Raw genomic sequence first — 18,292 nt, 5'->3', positions numbered from 1 at the left:
TCAGGCCGTCCCGTTAGAGGGTGGCTCACCGGACGCGATTCACCGCCGTCGCCTCCGGCGACGTCGCCCGCTCTCGGAAGACGTTGCGGCCGAAGGATGCGTCGACCGACTTCCGCTTGTGCACAGGAGTGGGAGCACTCGTGCAGGCGAGATCGAGCACCGTCGTCACTCGAGGGGCGCTAGTCGGCGAATTGTCCCGTAAGACCCGCCCGGTGAATTGTCCGATGAGGGGGTGCTGACTGGGACACTAGGAGTATGGCTGAGCTGGTGGGTTACGCGCGCGTTTCAACCGACAAGCAGGACGCCCAGTCGCAGCGCGACGCGCTGGCGGCCGGGGGTGTTCCGCTCGAGCGGATCTATGTCGACGCTGGCCTCACGGGCTCCAACCGCGACCGGCCGGCGCTGCGCGAAGCTCTTGCCGCGTGCGACGTGGGTTCGACGTTGTACGTGACAAAGCTCGACCGACTAGCACGGTCGATCAGTGACGCGCGCGACATTGTGGACGAACTCACGCGCCGGGGTGTGCGTCTGAACATCGGCGGGTCGCTGCACGATCCGCACGACCCGATCGGCCGACTGCTGTTCAACGTGCTTGCGATGATCGCGGAGTTCGAGGGCGACCTCATCAGGGCGCGCACTCGCGAGGGAATGAAGGTCGCGAAGGCGAAGGGGCGACTGCGCGGCAAGAAGCCGAAGCTGAGCCCGAAGATTGAGGCGCACTTGGTCGCGGAGTGTCGGTCGGGCAACTACTCGATCGCGGAGTTGGCTGAGCAGTTTTCCGTGGGTCGGTCTACGGTGTATCGCGCCTTGCAGCGCGCCGACCTCGCGGACGCTCGATCAGCTCCGGTCACTCTTCCGTTGCCCGTCGAGCTCGACTCGTGAGGGGCGCGCCGCAGGTTCGGCCGACCTGCATCCTCTGCGGCTCCGAGGGACTGACCCGTTCGCACATCTACGGCCGCACGTTGCGCGCGGAGTTCGGTCAGGAGAGGGCTGCTCACCACACGCTGACGAATGTCGATGGCCGCGCGGAGGCGACCGTCGACAGGTGGGAGTCGGGCATCGGAATGATCTTCTCTCAGGGCAAGTGGCTCTGCTACGAGTGCAACAACGTCTGGATGGCCGGTCTTGAAGACGCGGCGCTGCCCACGGTCGTGAACATCATCCGCGGTGAGTCGGTCTACTTCGATCGGGCGACCACGGAGGCCGTCGCGAGCTGGGCGATCATCGCGTCGATCCTCCGCGCGCAACTGGTCCCGGATGGGGAGCCCTACGCTCCCGCCGCAGCCAGACGTTTCCGACAAGACGGCCTCGAGGCGGCGGAGGCTGCTGTATGGCTGGTGAGCGCTGCCGAGGACCCGACGGTTCGCGCTCCGGGGACCGCCGCCTCGTCGTACTGGCGTGCCCCAGACCTCTCGGGCGGCATCGCTCAGCACTGGCTGAAGTCGCTGTGTGTCGTCGTGGCAAGCGGCGATCATCGAGACCGCGTGGCGGAGCGAATCTGGACCCTTCGTGACGCGGCGTTGCCGCTGTATCCGCCGGCGGAGACACGTCGATGGCCCTCCGGTCGCTCCGCGCCCGATCGCGTCCTCATGCGGGCGACTGGTCTAGACGAAAGGACCGTGGCTGCACGGGCGGCGTTCCGTCCCACGGAGCGTCCTCCAGCGGGAAGAACGCGAACGATCATCCCGCTCTAACTGGACATCTCCGTGCGCTTGAGCGCCGGGCTAGCTGCGCTCTCGGGCTGAGCATGCACTGGGGCCATCCATCCGATAAGCGGCGCGATGCCGGAGTCGGGTGGCCGTCAGGAGTGCCCCGAAGGGGCATCCCGGAGGGACGCACAGCGCTCTTGACGGTCGGCCGGCGTAGGCAAGAGTGAAGCGTCGGATGGACGGCCGGACCGCAGCCGGCGCGCAGGTCGCGGGCGGGAGAAGCCCCCGCGAGCATGACTGCTCGAGCGGGGGGTTCCTACGCGACGAGGGCGGTCTTCGTGCGCGAGCGTTCTACTCGTTCGGCCACGACGCCAGGGCGTCGCGGGGGACGATCGTCGGCACTCCGTCGACGGTTTGGATCGTCGTGCCGGGCTCTCCGAGTCCGGCGGCGTGCGCGATCGCTGCGAGGACCAGTCGCGTGTGTTCGAGGTCGAGGCCGGCGATGTCCTCTCGGAGGTCGACAGGGACGCCCTGTCCGAGCGACGAGGCGATCCGCGCGACGCGCTGTTCGCCTCCGCTGAGCGCTCCGATTTCGTAGCCGAGGCGGTCGAAGTCGACGGCGCTCGTCTTCCAGGCGTTGTCGGTCTTGACCCATGGAGCGCCGGCGTACACGAGGCCCGATCGGATCAGCAGTTCGACGGCGGCCGCGAGTGGGTTGGCCCCCTCCGCCCAGGCGCGGACCTGGCCGTGGAGCGCGGCAGCTTCGTCGTCGGTCATGCAGCGTTCTCGATTGACGCGGAGCTGTCACTCTGGGTCGATTCGGCGGTGGTTCCCTCCGCCGACGTCGTGCGTCGCGAGCGAGTGACGCGAGCGCGAGTCTGCTCGGGTCGCGGCACTCCTGCTGCGCGGAGTTCCTTCTCCGACCATCCGGCGGCGAGGGCGTCAGCCCATGCCTTGCTGTGCCGGTTCTGCGCGTCGCTAAGGGTGGCGCGTGCGGTGTCGGTGTCGTTGGCGGCGGAGACGATCGTGCGGACCGCCTCGACGCGCTTCTCGACGCTCTGTTCGAGCAGTCGGCGGGCGGCGTCGGCGGCGTCGTCAGGGTTCCTCGTGTGGTCGCTCATGCGGAAAGGCTAGCCGCCACCACCGTCATCCGGAAGGCGCGGATTTGACGTCTCGGCTTCGGCTTCTCCGGCCGAGACGGTCGGGTTCCCTTCGGACCCAGTGCTGCACCTGCGCTGCGCTCTGGGTGAGTAGCTTTTTTGGAGCAAGCTATAAACTTACGTGCCGTAACCCGCTTCTCGTCCTTCCGCTGCGCGGCGATCCTCGGCATACTTGCCGTATGGTCCCCGCCAGTTGGCGGGTTCGCTGCGCTGGGCCCCGAAGGGATGGTGACGCTCGTGTCCGAGTCGAGTGAGCACCGTCTGTTCGGTCGCAAGCGACGTGCGAACGCGGGTGGCGAGTCTCGCCGCGAGAAGCGGTACGTCGTCATGGTCACGCCCGAGGAGGATGCGCAGCTTCGGGCTCGGGCAATCGTGCGTGAGGTGACGGTGCCGCGGTTGCTGTTCGAGTCCGCGACGGCCGAGGATGCGGTCATCACTGATGCGGAGTTCAAGTCGGTTGCCGCTGATCTGATGAACATTCGCAGCACGATGGGGTACGTCTCGAACAACCTCAACCAGCTCGCCCGGTTCGCGAACACGGAGAGCCGATTCCCCGACGAGGCGGAAGCGGCGATCGCTGAGTACCGCGCGGTTGTGTCGGAGTATCGGGCGGCGATGAAGAGGCTGGCCGGCGCGTGATCCCGAACGTGACCCGGGGTGGGCGCATGTCCGGACTGATGACCTACTTGCAGGGTGAGGGTCGGGCGAACGAGCACGAGGAGCCGCACTTGGTCGCTGGTAACGGCGCGGTCATGGCGGAGTACGGCTACGGCGAGTTGGACCGCGCAGCAGCCCTCGCGATCGCTACCGATCTGGACGAGCCGCGCCGCGTCTTCGGAACGTCGGTCACCCGCGTCAAGGAGGTCACGGATCCGGAGACGGGTGTGACGTCGAAGGAGCGTGTCGACGCTGACGTGTGGCACTGCTCGCTCTCGATCAGCGCGGAGGAGGGCCAGCTTTCGGATGAGAAGTGGGCCGAGATCTCCGAGCGGTTCGTGGAGCGGATGGGGTTCGCCGGCGCCGACATTGGCAAGGCCGATTGCCGGTGGGTCGCGGTGCGTCATGGCCTGTCGAAGAACGGCAACGACCACGTGCACATCGCCGTGTCGTTGGTGCGCGAGGACGGCACGAAGGCGTCTGTCCATCACGACTTCTCGAAGGCGCAGACGATCACCCGGGAGCTCGAGCGGGAGTTCGAGTTGCAGCCGCTGCATGAGTCCGAGCGCGCAGGTGCGCAGCGCGGCGAGAAGCCGGCCGAGCGCGAGTCTGCATCGCGCCGTGGCGCGACCGAGGTCGACGCGAAGCGGTTGGAGCGGAGCCTTCGAGCTGCGGCTACCGCGTCGCAGTACGAGGGCGAGTTCGTGCGTCGGATGCGCCGCGAGGGCATCCTGATCCGTCCGCGGTTCGCGGTCGGACGTGACGACGTCGTGGTCGGCTACTCCGTGGCGCTGCGTCCGGAGACGGGACAGCCCGTCGTCTGGCACGGAGGTGGCAGGATCGCCCGCGACCTGACGCTCCCGGAGCTGCGGAAGGGATGGCCGGACCGTCCTGAGTCCGCGACCGAAGCGGTGCAGGAATGGCGCGCGACGTCGAAGAATCCGTGGCAGTACCGGCCGGTGAGCCCGGGGCGCGAGGAGAGCGAGATGTCTCCGAAGTTCTTCGCCATGTACGCCGAGGACATGCGCCGGCTGCACGACTACATCGCCTCCGTCGACCCGTCCGATAAGGCCACCTGGGCGCACGTCGCCCGCGAGACGTCGGGTGCGTACGCGGCGTGGTCGCGGCGCCTGGAACCGACGCCGGGACCGTTGGCCGAGGCGTCGCGGACGCTGGCCCGGTCCGCGCAGCTGCGAGCGGGCGAGTCGCGGCCGCGACCTGTCGCGATGCCGTCGATGGCGACGACCGCCGCGCTGATCCTGGTGCAGGCCAAGCGAGGCCAGAACGCGGCCGCGGAGGCTCTTCTGTTGAAGCGGCTCGCGCAGACCACCGCATCGATCTTCCGCGCCGCGAAGGCGGTCGGGGACCTGCACCGGTCGCAGGAGCTCGCGCGGATGATGACGCAGCGCCTGACCGTCGTCCGCGACGGCTACACCGCTCAGATCACCGCCAACCAGGTCGCCGCGCTCGCCCCGGAGCAGCAGGCCGCGAAGCAGCGCGCCGACCTCGCCGCGGGTCGCGGCGGGCCGGTACCCACGCGCTTGACTCCCGCGACGGAGCCGGCGGTACAGGTGCCGACCACGAAGACTCCCGGCACGCGTGAGCGCGACGGTTTCGAGAGATAGCGAGAGGGGACAGAGCTATGAGCGATGGGGACAGCGTTGAGGATGAGGTCGGACAGTCGGCGAGGGTCGCGCTGACCGTCGCGCTCCAGCTGGGCGACAAGTTCGCCCGCCTGCGGGAGGACTTGGCGCGTGAAGCGCTGCGCAAGAGCGAGGCCGACGCGCGCGCTCTCGCCGCTCGGTTCTCCGCCGAGCGCGACGTCGCGCGTGCGCAGATCGCCGTTGTGGACCGGCCCGACTGGTGGCAGCGCACCGAGTTGCAGCAGGTCGCTGACGTCCTCTCCACGGCGCAGCAGTGGAAGGACCTCGACCCTGTGGCCGAACGTGCCACACAGACCATCGCGCGTGAAGTCCAGGACCGCTACGGCGTCGACGTCGCCGATATCGCGGACAAGCTGCGCGGCGACCAGCCGGCCGACTTTTCCGCTGAGAAGGCCCTCGCCGTCGTCGCAGCCGCTGAGGCCACCGATCGGGTACCCGAGTCCGGCTCTGCGGACCCGCTGAACGAGGTGAAGGCCCTGGCCGGCCATGACGCGGCGGTGGACGCTGCGATCGCTGAGAAGTTCCCGCAGCTCCTCACCGAGGACCAGCGCGCGGCCGTCGACGGAGGACGGGCGGAGAGCGTCGAGACAACCGTCGAAGCCGCAGCCGTCGCCGGGATGATGGACGCCGACCAGCGCCGCGCCGACGCCACGCGGGACGGGCCGACCACGCCGACCGACCAGGGCGGAGCGGAGAACGGTCAAGAGAACATCGATCAGGCGGCCGCGCTCGAGCTGCACGCGCGCGAGTACGAGGTGCAGGCCGAGGAGGGCGGAACCTCCGAGCAGACGCCCGACCAGCTGCGTGCGCTCGCGGACGACGCGCGCGCTCAGGCGCAGCTCTACCGGGACGGCGCCGGTGCGCAGACCGCCGCCGACAACACCGCAGCCTCCGAGCTCGCCGCCGCCGGTGGAGACCTCAACCAGTCCATCGCGGCCGACGTCGAGGCCGGGCGTCTCGATCAGTTCGCGGCCGACGCGGAAGCCGCTCGGCTCGGCAGGTTCGATAACAACTACCAACTGGCTCTCGACAGCGGCGACGTTGACGAGAACGTCGACTTCCTGCTGAGCGAGGCAGACCGGTTCGATCGCGAGGCGGATGCCGGCGGAACAGCGACGCTGACCCCGGAACAGCTGCGCTCCGACGCTGCGGAGAACCGCGACGAGGCCGCCTACTTCCGCAACGAGCCCTTGCCCTCCCAGAGTGATCGTTCCGCTGACGCCGTTCCGGTCGGCGCCGAGGGGCGGGCAGATGCGCTGCGCTCCGAGAGCCAGCTGTCGTACGACAGCGCCGCTCGTCGCACGGCCTCCGCGAACGAGATGAAGGCCCACGGGATCCCGCAGGACGTCATCGACGTGCGCATGCGCGCCGACGTCGCCCAGGGCCGGCCAGCGAGCGAAGCTGTCGCACAGTCCGGACGTGTGAACGTGCCGAAGACCAGCCGTGGTCGTTCAGCTGCGCGATCACCGGAGCGCAGCGAGCAGGCGCGCTAGTTACTGTCGGCGATCCAGTCGACGGCGTCTCGATGACTGAACCGTCGGCCGCAGTGGCGGTGTGAGAGCGTGGCTGGCATGACGGCGATGATTCCGAGTGAGTACCGCGCGACTCTGGACGAGTTGAAGCGGCACGTGCACGCTGCTCGCTTCCAGGCACAGCGGAAGGTGAACACGGAGCTGTTGCGACTGTGGTGGCAGATCGGGTCGACGATTCTCGAGCGTCAGCAGCGGGAGCCGTGGGGGAGCAGCGTCCTCGAGCGACTCGCCGAGGATTTGCGGGCGGAGTTCCCCTCAATGAAGGGGTTCTCCCGTGCGAACCTGTTCTACATGCGTCGCTTCGCGGCGGCATGGCCGGACGAGGACGCCATTGTCCAACGACCCGTTGGACAATTGCCGTGGGGTCACATCACCGAGCTGCTCGACAAGCTCGACGACCAGGAGTTGCGCGAGTGGTACGCAGCGAAGGACGTCGCTCATGGTTGGAGCCGGCCGGTCCTCGGGCACCAGATCAAGACTCGGCTGCACGAGCGAGAAGCTGCAGCGCCGAGCAACTATGCCGGCACTCTCGCGCCGGTCGACTCTGCACTCGCTCAGCAGATCACTCGTGATCCGTACGCGCTGGACTTCCTCGCGATCGACAGCGACGCCACGGAGCGTGAGCTGGAGGAGCGCATGGTCGTCCGTATCGCGGACACCCTCCGCGAGCTCGGGCCAGGGTTCGCGTTCGTCGGCCGACAGGTGCACTTCGAGGTCGACGGCGACGACTTCTTCGTCGACCTCCTGTTCTTCCATGTCGACCAGCTCCGCTACATCGTCGTCGAGCTGAAGACCACGAAGTTCGATCCGCGAGATGCAGGACAGCTCGGCTTCTATGTCGCTCTGGTTGACGACAAGTTGCGCGTCCTCGGCAAGCATGAACCGACAGTCGGGATCCTCGTCGTCACTGACAAGAACGACGCCGTCGTCCGCTACGCCCTGGCCTCCACCACCCAGCCGGTCGCGGTCAGCCGCTACGAGCTCTCCGAGGAAGCCCAAGCAGCGCTGCCCGATGAGGCCTCCATCGTCGACGCCTTCACCAGGGATGTAGCAAGTCCCGACATTGAGTAGCACGCTGAGGAGCGCAGAAGTCGATCCGGGCTTTGGGATCGGGAGCGCTTCAGGCTCTGTTCCCCGCCGAGGGTACTCAATCACGCCAGCAGGTGTGACCAGGGTCGAACTAACCCCGAGGTGCAGCTGCTGATGACCCGACCGGCCCTTTCCCACTATGCGCAATATCCGATAATCGACGTTATGTCAGTTTTCGAGCTGGAAAGGCCTCGTTGTCCCGTCGTGGCGGTGCGTCAGCATCGTGGGTCCCGCGGTCGTGGTCGGCTGGGACCTCCTGCGGGCTCATACCGCGCACAACAACGACCTGAGCCTGCACGCCCACGAAGTATCGATCGGGGAAGTACAGCCTGCCCGCTGGATCGGTCATTTTGAAGGAGGCGATGCTGGCGCCTTCGACGTATTGCGCGACGCATGGGACGACGATGACTACTTCTTCGCCTGGGTCGGTGTCCGTTATCGGAACCTGCAGTGGTGTCGTGATCAGTCCAGCTCCGGACGCGATGCCTACCCGGGTCAATCGCCTATCGCGCCATGGCACGCTGCCAACGTTCTGAAGTGTCCACGTCTTGGTGAAGCGCTGGCCGGGAGCCATCAATGTGCCGTCCGCAACGGTCTCCTCGAGGAAGATGCTCTCATCGAGGGCGTTGGCAGCTGGAGACGGCGTGGTGGTTGTTGTCACGCGCAGCAGACGCAGTCGTCTCTTCTCCATGAGCACAGACTCGTACCGGGCGATCAGGAGGCCCTGTGTGTCGAGAATGTCTTCAAGCAGGAGAACCACCAATTCTGAGGGAATGTCACGGCCTTCCTCGGCCGCGCTCACTGTCCGCCGATCTCGCGCGATCCGCCGCGCGAGCTCCGCTGCAGACAGGCCACGTTTCTCCCGCCAAAATCTCAGCTCATCGCCGAACTGCTGTCGTTGAGTGTCATGGCGACCCGGAGGACGGCGTTCTCGTGGCATTTTTTGCCAATCTGCGTTGGGGGGTGTTCGCCCACAACGTACCGGCCCGGGCACCCTCGTCTCACTACCAATTTGGTGGGCATGAGCGAGGGAGAAGGCACCATGAGTGGAACGATTCTGGCGCGGCGGCCAGCTGGACAGAGCGGTTCGCCGGCTACTCGCCGACGCGGGATCATGGGGGCGGTCGCGGCGCTGTTCGCGGTCCTTCTGACCCTGACGTTGGCGACGCCCGCGCAGGCGCTGTCGGGGTCCGGGTACAACAACACGCTGCCGTACCAGCAGGGGTGCGGTCGCGGGGCGTACGCCATCTCGTCCAAGGCGATCCTCGGCGGCACGGTGAGCATGGTCTACTCGCCGACCTGCCAGACGAACTGGCTCGAGTGGTACGGCCCGAACCGCTTCACGAGTAAGAAGATGTACCAGCCGGTTCAGACGGCCGCCGAGAACGACACTGCCGGCTGGTCGTACTCTCGCCAGGTCTACGCCCCGGGCGCGACTGTCGCTCGAGGAGAGATCTACGTGTGGGTCGACAACACCGGACGCAACGGCTCGCAGGCCTGGTCCGTGCGGTGCGGATCGACGTGCGAGTGGGTCCAGTTCAACTGATCAGAGCATGCTGCAAGCAGCCCCCGTCGACGAGCTCGGCGGGGGCCGCTTACGTTTTGAGTCGGATGCCGAGCTGAACGCATCGGCCTTACACAGAGGTCGTGTCTAGGGAGGGGCGGGTTCAACAGCAGCTGCCTCCTGGTGGTGCTGGCTACTCGCCGGGGGTTAGTGCGAGGTAGCGCCCATTCGTCCGAGCCGTCTAGGCGCTGCTTGCAGCACTGACCAGAGACGCGAACGAGCGGCTTGAACTATGGCTGATTATCGGGATCGAACATCCCGTCGGGTGGTGACTCGTAGGGCAGCGGCTCCCCCGGGAGATTCTCGTCCGTCGCGCCCGTGAACGGTCCTTCTGTAGACAGCAGGGCGGCCATGTGTGGCTCGGCGTGATTGATCCACCAGGCGCTGATCCCGAGCCCTGCGTCGAGGCGGGATGCTTCCCAGCTGCGCCAGAGCGCTTCGATGCGTTGCACTGCTTCATCGATGGTCCACCAGTCGGCGCGCCAGCGTCCGGTTCCCTGGCCCTTGGCGGAGACGCGGCGGCGGTACGTGTACCGCCAGTACTTCCGCAGCCACTCGTCCGCGGATCCGTAGACGAGGGTCGGGGCGGAGTCCTCTTCGAACGAGCGCTGCACGGCCGCTTCTGCGCGGGCCTGAATCAGCTCGACCCGTTCGGGCGTGAGCGCTCGTTCGAGGGCCTCTTTCGTCATCCCGGCGATGATCCCGGTGATGATGTCCGCGACCTCTCTCGCGGCGATCGTGTCGACGTCGAACGCGCCGAGCAGCGACGCAGCCGCGGTGTCGCTGTCCCCGTCGACGGCGGCCAAGAGGCCCGCAGCTTCCTGCACGTCTCCGCCCGCGAGCGGATCGTCGTCAGTCATGCTGCGCCTCCGTCCGCCGGGCGTCCTCGTTCTCCATCAGAGCCCGCATCGAAGCAGCGAGGTCGATCGCCGGAGCCGGCTCGACGGACGCCACGACCGGCTCGGCGCTGGTCACGACCGGCTGCGCGGCCGTCGCTACGACAGGAGTCGGCTCGGCGTCGCGTACTGGCGCGGTCGCGGGGTCGTGGGCGGCGATGGATGCCTTGATCGCTGCGACCTTCTCCTTCGCGCCCTCGTACCAGGGCACGGTGCGCAGAAGCGCGGCCCTGGATCCGGTGGAGAGCATCACGGCGCGGCCGCGCGGCATCGCTCCGAGCTCGTCCACGGTCAGGATCCGCTCGCGCTTCAACGCGATCGAGGTCGAGCGGACGCCCTTGTTGTAGCTGGCGGAGGTCGTTTCGCGGTCGTAGTCTCCGACGAGCTCGGAGACGTTCTGGAGGAAGTCGTTCTCCTTCACGCTGCCGAGGTAGAGGAACGCGTTCGACGCGCTCCACAGCTTCAACATGCCCTCCTTGCCGAACACGGCGACGCCCTGCGACCAGGACTGGAACACCGACATGATCGGGATCCCGCGGGAGCCGAAGTGCGAGTACAGGTCCGGGAGGTCCCGCCACCGGCACACGTTCGCGGCCTCATCGAGGATCCCGACGAGCGGCGTGCGCAGTCGGCCCCCGGGCGAGGTGTCGGCGAGGTCGGTCGCCGCCTCGAGAGTGGCGGCGGTGAGCGCGGTGACGAGGGGCCCGGCGGTGCCGGCGCCCTCCTTCGACAGGGAGTAGAGCGTGCCGGAGCCGCGAACGAACTCTGCCGCGTCGAACTGCGGCCGCGGGTCCGCGGTGCCGCGGGGGTTCACCCAGTCCGCGACCTGCGTGTTCTTCAAGCACGCCGCCATCTCCTGCGCGGTCGAGTAGACCGACCCGCGCAGCTTCTCGGTGGACTGGATGATGCCGAGCACCGCGTCGCCGGTCATCGGGTATCCGCCGGAGCGCAGCAGTCGCACCGGCTCCTCGTTGGTGACGTCGGTGAGCCACGCGAACACCTGGCTGATCGGCTTCTGCCCGACCGCTGCGGCGAGCAGCATGCCGGCGAGGAGGTTCTGTCCGGCGCCGTCGAAGAAGGCGTCCGTCTTCGCGTCCGTCGCCCGGGACCCCGAGGCGAAGTACTGCGCGAGTTTCGCGGCGCGCACGTCGTCAGTGACGTAGGACAGCGGGTTCCACCACCAGGTCGGGTCCTCGCGGGCGACGCGCTGCGGGTCGAACACCCACACAGGTCCGTCCTTCTCGCGGACGTCACGGGTCGCGTCGAGCACGTCGCGCTTGTTCGAGGTCGTGACGACTGCGCCCGGGGCGGCGATGATCGCCGGGATGACCAGCGACGTCGACTTCCCGACGCGGGGGCCGGCGACGACGGTGATCATGTCCTCGAACGAGGCGTAAAGCATCTTCCCCGTCGACACGAGCCGCCCCACTGGCACGCCGGGCGAGCCGTCAACACCCAGGCGCTTGGACTTCTTCATCGCCTCCTTGCTCAGCATCGGCGCCAAGTCTCGTTCGGTCGCCATGTAGCGGGCAGCCCGGTCGACGTTCGCGCGACCCTTGCGGCCGAGTGCCCTCATCCAGAGGAACCACAGAGCGACGAGGACGATGACGCCGCCGGCGGCCGCGGCGATCATCGTCGCGGACGAGGACCAGGTGACCGTGCCGCGGGCAAGCCCCGACAGGATCTCGAACGGGTCCGAGGGCAAGCCCTCGTTCACTCCGTCGAGCTTGGAACCGACCGCGACGGCCACCCATACGATGCCGATCGCAGCAATCGCCACGAGGGCTGCGCCGAGCATCAGGGCGTCGTTATTGGCCTTGCCAGGCTCGCGGCGGCGGTTGTTGGCGGTGGCGCTCATGCGGACTCCTCCGTGTAGATCGGGCCGGCCCACTGCGGGGTGCAGTCGTCGGCGGGTGCTTGGTGCGAGGTCCCCCAGGAGAGGACCGCGAGGCCCCGCTCCGCGAAGGAGACGGGGAGGTCGGTCGTGTGGAAGCCGTGCTCCCCCGGGGCGGACCGCTGGCAGGTCCAGCGGTAGCCCTCGAACGCGACCATCGACGGGCAGCTCACGCGATCACCCGATCCCACTGGTCCCAGGCGACGAAGCTCGCCAGGAGCGCGACGCCGGCCCAGCAGAGGGTGAGCAGGAACCGGTCGCGCTCCGCCGTCCGCTGGCGGGCGCGGAGCGCGCTGATGATCGCGGCCCCGCCGGCGCTGGCTGCGACGCAGCTCGCGCCGAGTGCGACGAGGACGCTCACGGCAAGATCTCGACGTTCACGGGATCGGTGGGCAGTGGCTCCGCTGCGCGTCCGGCGCGGGAGGTCGCGTGCCAGAGCTTGTTGGTGTCGTTGACCTCCTTCTCTGCCGCGGTCAGTTCGACGCGCACCGGGATACCGGGACGTCCGCCGACCTTGATCAGGAAGCGGCCGCGGCCGGGAGGCTCGGACTCGTGCCCGGACACGGGGTCCCAGGCGGGCGGGTCCTGCCAGGAGGTGAGCATCCCCTGTTCCGCGATCGACATCGGCACCGCCGAGGTCAGCAGCGGCATCTCAGCACCGGGGAGGCCGCCGCAGATGACCATGCCGGAGCGTTCCACGAAGCCCTTCGCCTTCATCTGATCCTCCGAGGAGGCCAGTGCGAGGAGGTCGGACATGGTGTGGCTGATCATCGCCAGGCCCACGCCGCGGGCGCGGTTCAGGCGGGTGAGCGCGTCGACGCGATCGACCATGCCCTTACCCGCGCGCAGCGCCCGCCACAGCTCGTCCAGGATCACGAAGTAGTGCCGCTGCGGTTCGAGCTCCGCGTCCGCGAGGGCGGCCGCGACGTTGACGGTCCCGAAGCCGGCGGACCAGCAGGCGAGGAGGATCGCGGCCTGGAGGTCGCCTTCGGAGTCGTCGATCGAGGACACGTCGTAGACGACGGGCCGGTCCCGACGCATCGGCGTGGTCGTCTGCTTCGAGAACACCTCGCCCAGACGTCCACCGGTGGTGAGGCCGATGAGGGAGGCTTCGAGGTTCTCGGTGACGTCCTTGTACTTCTCGATGTCGCCGCGGTCCAACGCGACCTGACGAATCTCGTCCGGCGCCTCCTGGATCACGCGCAGCAGGTCCGCGAGGACCGGCACGCCCTGGTGGTGCTCGTCCAGGTACTTCAGTGCCCGGTCGATGATCGTTTCTTCGCGGTCGCTCGGCGGCTGCGAGCGGAGGATCGTCAGCAGCGCTGCGACCATTGTGTGCCTGCGGCCGTGGGCGTCCGCGAGGACCTGGTGAGCCAGGCGCTGCACCTTCGCGGCGTGCTTGCGCAGCCGGCCGACCTCCGCGATCATCGCCGCGGTGTCGTCGGAGACGCCGAGCCCGTCGACCTGGTGCGCGAGCTCGTCGGCCCGCTCGAGCGAGCGGTCGGCCTCGTCACGGAGGCGCTGCGCCGCCTCGGACGCCTCGCCGGGATCGAGGATGTTCAGGTAGCCGCGGCCGCGGCCGAGAGGGATGACCTGCCCGTCGAGGGCTTCGATCAGATCCACGTAGTCCGGCTTGAGGTCGCCCAGCACGAGGGGGATCGTGCCGTACCCGGCGAGGCCGGCGGCCATGCGGCGGGTCAGCGAGGACTTCCCCAGGCCGGGCTTGCCGAGCACGAACATCGACGGGTTGGAGATGAGGTTCGCGCGCTGGAACCAGCTGATCGGGTCGCAGCAGACGGAGGCGCCGGTGGAGAGGTTCTTCCCCAGCGGCACCCCGATCATCGGCGTACCCGTCCCGACCGAGAACGGGTACAGCCCACACACCTGCACGGTCGTCCCGCGGAACTCATCAGCGGCCGTGACGTTGACGGCTTCACCACCGCCGCGACCGAGCCATCCGCGGATGCTCGGGCGCAGAGGACGGCGCAGCGCCGTCCCCTGGCTCTTCTTCTTCCCGCCGTGCGGGATCTCGATCTTCTTCCCCTCTCTGCGCCGGGTGCGCGGGGTGGTGCGCTCTCTGGTGAGCGTCGGGCGCTGAGCGACCGCGGCTACCGGGGCCGGAGCTTCGCCCTGCCCGCGCGCAGCCCGCCGCGAGGGAGCCGTCGTGTCGGTGCCGGGCTCTGCCGAGGACGACACGGCACCGGTGGGCAGGCCGTCGCCGGTCAGCTCCTCCCCCGTCGTATCGCCGTGCGCGGCGGTGACCGCTCCGTCCGGCAGGACGTCCTCACCGGGTTCGAGCTCGTTGTCGCTGTTCGAGGAGAACAGCCGGGTGATCAGGCTCACAGGGACTCCCTCACTTCGGTGGGCAGGCGCAGGTGACGCGGGAGCACGAGCCCCAGCGGCAGACCAGCAGCGAAAACGGTGTCCTGCGACCCAAACGCAGGCCGCACCCGAAGACGCGCCGCGGCAGTCAGCGAGTCGATCGCCGCGCGCGCGTCCGCTTCGTGCACAGCGTCGGTGGTCGTCGCGGTGACGATCAGGCCGAAGTTGAGCAGGCCAGCCCCGGAGGCCTCCTCCGCCGCGGTCGCCTGGGCGGAGCGGGTGGAGAGGGTCGAGCGGGCGGTGGGCTTGGTCGACGCGGAGCTGTTGAACTGCGCCGCGTTCAGGTCCGCCTCCACGATCGCCGCGGCGCGGGCCGGGTCGATGGGGCGGTAGAGCAGGGTGACGCGCTTGCGAGCGACGTCGCGGTGCGGCGCGAGCAGGCGCGCGAGGATCCCCGACTGCACGACACCGCGCGGCGGGGAGGTCATCGTCCACGACGTCGACACGGCGCCGTCGTGCCGGTACGACTCCCACCGGGACTCAGCGGCCGCGGGGCCGACGTCCGTCCACGACAGCTCGGGCACGTCCCCGGAGGCGCGGGCCTCATCGATCAGGACGGCGGCGGCGGGGTCGTAAGCGATCCGGATCACCTCGCACAGCTCCTGAGCACCGAGCGGCCGTGCAGCGCCGGCCCCTGTCGCGGCGAGGCTCGTCGTCAGGCCGGGCAGGCGGGCGGCGAGGTCGGCGGCGACCTCCTTCGCGTTGCGGCGCTTCCCGCCGATGCGGGAGAGAGAGGAGAAGGTGATCGCGACGTAGGCGCGGATCGTGGCCGACCCGACCGGGTAGCTGCTCACGACCTCCGAGAGCATCGCTCGAGCGAACTCCGGCGCATCCGGGTCCATCGACCCCTCGACCTCCGAGCGCAGGCGCGTGCCGGTGTCGGGGGCCGTCTCGACGGTGACGGAGGCTGCCTCGATGCCGGGCTCGTCTCCGAGGTTGGAGAGCCAGATGCCGTACTCCGCGACCTGGTTGTTGACCTGCTCCTGATCCACCAGCGCGGCGCCGTCCGGCTCGGTAGCGATCACGACGGTGTAGTGCTTGGTGGAGGGGACGTGCACGAGAGCGAATCGGCGCCCGTGCGAGTCCTCGTGCTCGGAGAGCTGCGACGCCGCCGCGAGTCCGGGGAGCTGGAACGTGCCCCATTTCGCCCGACCCGCGGGACCTGAACGATAGACGTTCGCTCCCTTGGCCTTCGTCCGCATCCAGTTCACGCGATTCACCGTCCTTCCGAGGGCGCTCTGCCCGTGCTTGTCCTTCACTGAAACCGTCAGCAAGATCCCGCCGAAGATCGCGGCGACGACGAGCGCGGCCCCGAGGCCGGAGAACATCGACGCGATGATCGAGGAGAGGATGCCGACGAACAGCACGCCCGTGGCGAGCTGTCCGAGGCCGCCGAGTCCCGCAGTCTGCGGGCGACGCCAGTTGCCGTACGTCCGCGGCGCCTCAGCGCTGCGCATAGGGGTTGTCGTGCTCATCAGTTCCCGCTTCCGTTGCCGCCAGTGGCGTCGTCCGTGGCGGCCTTGACCGCCCCTGCTGCGTGCTTCGCGCCTTCGGCGGCCTTCCCTGCCACCGCAAGGCCGACACCGATCGGACCTCCTGCCGCGGCTGCGGCACCACCGCCTACCGCCGCACCGCCCGCTGCCGCGCCACCGCCGGCCGCAGCTCCGCCAGCTGCGCCGCCGCCTGCGCCGGAGGCGGCCGGAGTCGCAGCGGGTGACCCCTTGCTGCCGGCGGAGGCGCTGCTGCCGGACGGTGCGGAGCCGAAGCCACCGCCGCCGGGCGACCCTCCGCCCCCGCCGCTGTCGCCTCCGCTGCGCGAGCGGATCGCTCCGCTGGCAATCTCCGCCGCTCCACCGGCCGCGGCCGCACCGAGCAGGAGGCCTGCACCGCCACCCCCGCCGCCCACCGAGGCGACAGCGGGGACGAGGAAGCGCATCAGCGCGGGCAGGGCCACGAGTGCGATGAGCATCAGCGCGAGGCCCGTGACGATCTGGAACAGCCCAGTCCCGTCCGACTTGAACAGGTCAGTACCGGTCATCCGGAACGCGATCGCGTAGACGATCGCCGCGGCCGGCTTGTAGAGGATGAAGGCGAGGGTCCAGGCGAGGGTCTTCTTGAACCACTGCTGCCCGGTCTCCGTGTTGGTCGCGGCCGCGGCGATCGGGAAGATGCCGGCGAGGACGACCAGCATCGCGCCGCGGAACACCATCAGCGCGACTTGGACGTACGTCATCAGCACGGCGAGGATCCCAAGGAGGAAGAGGCCGATCAGGCCGATGGGAGCGGTCGCGGTAAGAGAGATCATCGCGAAGACGTTGGTGCCGAAGCAGTTGCTCTCACCGTTGGTGACGTCGCAGTCGGTGGAGTTGTTGAGGATCCAGACCGAGAACGCGTCCCCAGCCTGCGTGGCGAGGCGGATCACGACGAGTCCCGCTCCGGCGACGGCGATCAGCGTCAGCACCGACCGGGCGAGGGTGCGCAGCTCGCCTGCACGTTGCGTCCACACCATGCGGCCGGCGGCGACAAGGACCGAGAGGATCGCGAGCCCGCCGGCGTACCACTCGAGCTGCCCTTGCACCCAGCCGACGGTGCTCGAGGACTCGTTCAGGTGCAGCGCCAAGGGCAGGAACCCTGTCACAAGTGCGGAGGCGGAGGAGAGCAGGAAGACGGCGAAGATGATGACGCCGATGCGTCCCATGTGCGCTTCGCCGTCGCCGTGGCGGCGACGGGTGCTCATCATGACGCCGGCGATGATCAGCGACATGACCGCGAGGCCCGCCGCGACCCACGTCACGTAGCCGAGGATCGTCTCGAACGCCTCCGGCAGGGGCGGTGTGCCGCCGCCGTTAACGCCGCCTCCCCGGTCGACAACGGTCACCGGGGAGGGAACGTTCACCCAGAGGGTGCCGAGCGAGACGACCGCTTTGCCGAAGCCCTCCAGGATGTTGTTGACGAACTGCTGCAGAGCGTCGTTCGACGCCTGCGAGACGACGTTGCCGATGCCTTCTCCGGTCCAGCAGAGAACGTCGACGACGGAGCACGGCTCTTTGTCGGGGACTGGGGTCATGTGGTGCCGCTCCAAGGGAGGTAGCCGCCGAGGCTCTGCAGAGCGACCGGGCGGAAGGTGGGGAGTCCGTCATCGGTGAGCACGAACTTCCAGTCGCCCTCGGACCAGCTGAGGGCGTAGGGGAAGCTGATGAGACGTCCGTCGGAGATCTGGAAGGCGATGTCGATGGTGGCGTTCTGGCCGTCGTAGGCGAGGACTTTCACGCCGGCGATCTGGGAGCTCAGGCCGGTGTTGCTCTGAGTGGTCTCCCGGGCCAGCGCGGCGTCTCGACCGGGGCCGGGGACGGTGAGGCGTTCGGTGACGAGGTCGCTCAGACGGCCGTCCGTTCCCATCGCCCAGAGATTCGCGACGGCGAAGGCTGCGCCTTCCACGGTGTGCGCGTAGCAGCTGCGGACTCCGTCGGCGTCGACGACGCCAGGCCCTGCATCGTCCGAGGAGGGCGCTGCCATGGTGCCGACGATGGTCCACTCCGCGTCGGGTGCAGCAGCGAGGTTGCCGCTCTCGTCGAGTCCAGGGAGGCCGCAGATGCTCGCAGCATCGGCGTCGAGCTCTGAGGCCTGGGAGGTGGGCGTTGCAGTGGTGGCGGGCGTGGCGGTGCCCTGCTCGCCACCACTGTCCAGGGACGTGACGGCGAGCAGGATCGCGGCCAGGACAAGAATTCCGAAGACGATTGCTCCGAAGATGAATCCTCGACTGGTGAACGGGTTGCGGGACTGCGTGTCGCTCATGACGTCGTGC

Annotated in this window: 18 protein-coding genes; 7 read left to right on the top strand and 11 right to left on the bottom strand. The window is 68.6% G+C overall.

Annotated elements, in window-relative coordinates; genetic code table 11:
• The first annotated feature begins 255 nt into the window (after positions 1–255).
• Together C5D44_RS06055 and C5D44_RS06050 are read left to right on the top strand one after the other, a co-directional pair.
• Complete coding sequence (locus C5D44_RS06055; RefSeq protein WP_104248178.1) at positions 256–882, top strand: recombinase family protein; 627 nt, start codon at positions 256–258, stop codon at positions 880–882.
• An 80-nt stretch (positions 883–962) separates the two neighbouring features.
• Positions 963–1,694 (top strand): hypothetical protein, encoded by a 732-nt coding sequence (locus C5D44_RS06050; protein WP_146081537.1) that lies wholly within the window; start codon positions 963–965, stop codon positions 1,692–1,694.
• A 306-nt stretch (positions 1,695–2,000) separates the two neighbouring features.
• Here the strand turns inward: C5D44_RS06050 and C5D44_RS06045 are convergent, their stop codons facing one another.
• Both C5D44_RS06045 and C5D44_RS06040 read right to left on the bottom strand, forming a co-directional pair.
• A complete protein-coding gene (locus C5D44_RS06045; protein ID WP_104261730.1) occupies positions 2,001–2,426 on the bottom strand; it encodes a hypothetical protein in 426 nt (141 codons plus the stop codon).
• Entirely contained in the window at positions 2,423–2,770 is a 348-nt protein-coding gene (locus tag C5D44_RS06040) for a hypothetical protein (protein ID WP_104248181.1), read from the bottom strand. The genes C5D44_RS06045 and C5D44_RS06040 overlap by 4 nt, the downstream gene beginning before the upstream one ends.
• Positions 2,771–3,034: 264 nt before the next feature.
• Here C5D44_RS06040 and mobC point away from each other — a divergent pair, with 264 nt between their 5' ends.
• The 4 genes from mobC (at position 3,035) to C5D44_RS06020 (ending at position 7,733) form a co-directional block, all read left to right on the top strand.
• Complete coding sequence (gene mobC, locus C5D44_RS06035) at positions 3,035–3,448, top strand: plasmid mobilization relaxosome protein MobC (RefSeq protein ID WP_104248182.1); 414 nt, start codon at positions 3,035–3,037, stop codon at positions 3,446–3,448.
• 89 nt (positions 3,449–3,537) lie between these two features.
• Entirely contained in the window at positions 3,538–5,091 is a 1,554-nt protein-coding gene (locus tag C5D44_RS06030) for a relaxase/mobilization nuclease domain-containing protein (protein WP_146084921.1), read from the top strand.
• 17 nt (positions 5,092–5,108) lie between these two features.
• Positions 5,109–6,623: a hypothetical protein gene (locus tag C5D44_RS06025; RefSeq protein WP_104281114.1), complete on the top strand. Its 1,515-nt coding sequence runs from the start codon at positions 5,109–5,111 to the stop codon at positions 6,621–6,623.
• Positions 6,624–6,701: 78 nt separating this feature from the next.
• Positions 6,702–7,733, top strand: coding sequence for a YhcG family protein (locus C5D44_RS06020; RefSeq protein WP_104248190.1), 1,032 nt, complete (start codon positions 6,702–6,704; stop codon positions 7,731–7,733).
• A gap of 181 nt (positions 7,734–7,914) precedes the next feature.
• Here the strand turns inward: C5D44_RS06020 and C5D44_RS06015 are convergent, their stop codons facing one another.
• A complete protein-coding gene (locus C5D44_RS06015) occupies positions 7,915–8,691 on the bottom strand; it encodes an NBR1-Ig-like domain-containing protein (RefSeq protein ID WP_104248185.1) in 777 nt (258 codons plus the stop codon).
• Between the two features lie 174 nt (positions 8,692–8,865).
• Here C5D44_RS06015 and C5D44_RS06010 point away from each other — a divergent pair, with 174 nt between their 5' ends.
• On the top strand, positions 8,866–9,297 hold the full coding sequence (locus C5D44_RS06010; protein ID WP_104248186.1) for a DUF2690 domain-containing protein: 432 nt from the start codon (positions 8,866–8,868) through the stop codon (positions 9,295–9,297).
• A gap of 248 nt (positions 9,298–9,545) precedes the next feature.
• On the opposite strand, the gene C5D44_RS06005 is transcribed toward C5D44_RS06010, so the two are convergent.
• The 8 genes from C5D44_RS06005 to C5D44_RS05965 all read right to left on the bottom strand — a co-directional run bounded on the left by C5D44_RS06005 (position 9,546) and on the right by C5D44_RS05965 (position 18,282).
• Entirely contained in the window at positions 9,546–10,175 is a 630-nt protein-coding gene (locus C5D44_RS06005) for a DUF4913 domain-containing protein (protein WP_104281113.1), read from the bottom strand.
• On the bottom strand, positions 10,168–12,069 hold the full coding sequence (locus C5D44_RS06000) for a type IV secretory system conjugative DNA transfer family protein (protein WP_104281112.1): 1,902 nt from the start codon (positions 12,067–12,069) through the stop codon (positions 10,168–10,170). Before C5D44_RS06000 ends, C5D44_RS06005 begins: the two co-directional genes overlap by 8 nt.
• Positions 12,066–12,278: a hypothetical protein gene (locus C5D44_RS05995; RefSeq protein ID WP_146084919.1), complete on the bottom strand. Its 213-nt coding sequence runs from the start codon at positions 12,276–12,278 to the stop codon at positions 12,066–12,068. The genes C5D44_RS06000 and C5D44_RS05995 overlap by 4 nt, the downstream gene beginning before the upstream one ends.
• Positions 12,275–12,466 carry a hypothetical protein gene (locus tag C5D44_RS05990; protein WP_104281110.1) on the bottom strand — a complete coding sequence of 64 codons (192 nt, stop codon included), beginning with the start codon at positions 12,464–12,466 and terminating at the stop codon, positions 12,275–12,277. Before C5D44_RS05990 ends, C5D44_RS05995 begins: the two co-directional genes overlap by 4 nt.
• A complete protein-coding gene (locus C5D44_RS05985; protein WP_258067644.1) occupies positions 12,463–14,070 on the bottom strand; it encodes an ATP/GTP-binding protein in 1,608 nt (535 codons plus the stop codon). The genes C5D44_RS05990 and C5D44_RS05985 overlap by 4 nt, the downstream gene beginning before the upstream one ends.
• A 374-nt stretch (positions 14,071–14,444) precedes the next feature.
• Positions 14,445–15,962 (bottom strand): SCO6880 family protein, encoded by a 1,518-nt coding sequence (locus C5D44_RS05975; protein ID WP_258065475.1) that lies wholly within the window; start codon positions 15,960–15,962, stop codon positions 14,445–14,447.
• The gene (locus C5D44_RS05970) at positions 15,962–17,554 is read right to left on the bottom strand and encodes a hypothetical protein (protein ID WP_104281109.1); all 1,593 of its coding nucleotides are present in this window, start codon (positions 17,552–17,554) and stop codon (positions 15,962–15,964) included. The genes C5D44_RS05975 and C5D44_RS05970 overlap by 1 nt, the downstream gene beginning before the upstream one ends.
• Positions 17,551–18,282 carry a hypothetical protein gene (locus C5D44_RS05965; RefSeq protein WP_104281108.1) on the bottom strand — a complete coding sequence of 244 codons (732 nt, stop codon included), beginning with the start codon at positions 18,280–18,282 and terminating at the stop codon, positions 17,551–17,553. The genes C5D44_RS05970 and C5D44_RS05965 overlap by 4 nt, the downstream gene beginning before the upstream one ends.
• Positions 18,283–18,292 lie beyond the last annotated feature (10 nt).

The sequence above is a fragment of the Rathayibacter sp. AY1B5 genome, from assembly GCF_002932795.1.
In the GTDB taxonomy this organism is placed as follows: Bacteria; Actinomycetota; Actinomycetes; order Actinomycetales; family Microbacteriaceae; genus Rathayibacter.
This window is presented reverse-complemented; position numbering and strand designations above follow the sequence as displayed.

Excerpts from the sequence above, each read along its gene's own strand:
- C5D44_RS06055 (WP_104248178.1), top strand. The coding sequence starts at position 256 with ATGGCTGAGCTGGTGGGTTACGCGCGCGTTTCAACCGACAAGCAGGAC.
- C5D44_RS06045 (WP_104261730.1), bottom strand. The coding sequence starts at position 2,426 with ATGACCGACGACGAAGCTGCCGCGCTCCACGGCCAGGTCCGCGCCTGG.
- C5D44_RS06040 (WP_104248181.1), bottom strand. The coding sequence starts at position 2,770 with ATGAGCGACCACACGAGGAACCCTGACGACGCCGCCGACGCCGCCCGC.
- mobC (WP_104248182.1), top strand. The coding sequence starts at position 3,035 with ATGGTGACGCTCGTGTCCGAGTCGAGTGAGCACCGTCTGTTCGGTCGC.
- C5D44_RS06025 (WP_104281114.1), top strand. The coding sequence starts at position 5,109 with ATGAGCGATGGGGACAGCGTTGAGGATGAGGTCGGACAGTCGGCGAGG.
- C5D44_RS06020 (WP_104248190.1), top strand. The coding sequence starts at position 6,702 with ATGACGGCGATGATTCCGAGTGAGTACCGCGCGACTCTGGACGAGTTG.
- C5D44_RS06015 (WP_104248185.1), bottom strand. The coding sequence starts at position 8,691 with ATGCCACGAGAACGCCGTCCTCCGGGTCGCCATGACACTCAACGACAG.
- C5D44_RS06010 (WP_104248186.1), top strand. The coding sequence starts at position 8,866 with ATGGGGGCGGTCGCGGCGCTGTTCGCGGTCCTTCTGACCCTGACGTTG.
- C5D44_RS06005 (WP_104281113.1), bottom strand. The coding sequence starts at position 10,175 with ATGACTGACGACGATCCGCTCGCGGGCGGAGACGTGCAGGAAGCTGCG.
- C5D44_RS06000 (WP_104281112.1), bottom strand. The coding sequence starts at position 12,069 with ATGAGCGCCACCGCCAACAACCGCCGCCGCGAGCCTGGCAAGGCCAAT.
- C5D44_RS05975 (WP_258065475.1), bottom strand. The coding sequence starts at position 15,962 with ATGAGCACGACAACCCCTATGCGCAGCGCTGAGGCGCCGCGGACGTAC.
- C5D44_RS05970 (WP_104281109.1), bottom strand. The coding sequence starts at position 17,554 with ATGACCCCAGTCCCCGACAAAGAGCCGTGCTCCGTCGTCGACGTTCTC.
- C5D44_RS05965 (WP_104281108.1), bottom strand. The coding sequence starts at position 18,282 with ATGAGCGACACGCAGTCCCGCAACCCGTTCACCAGTCGAGGATTCATC.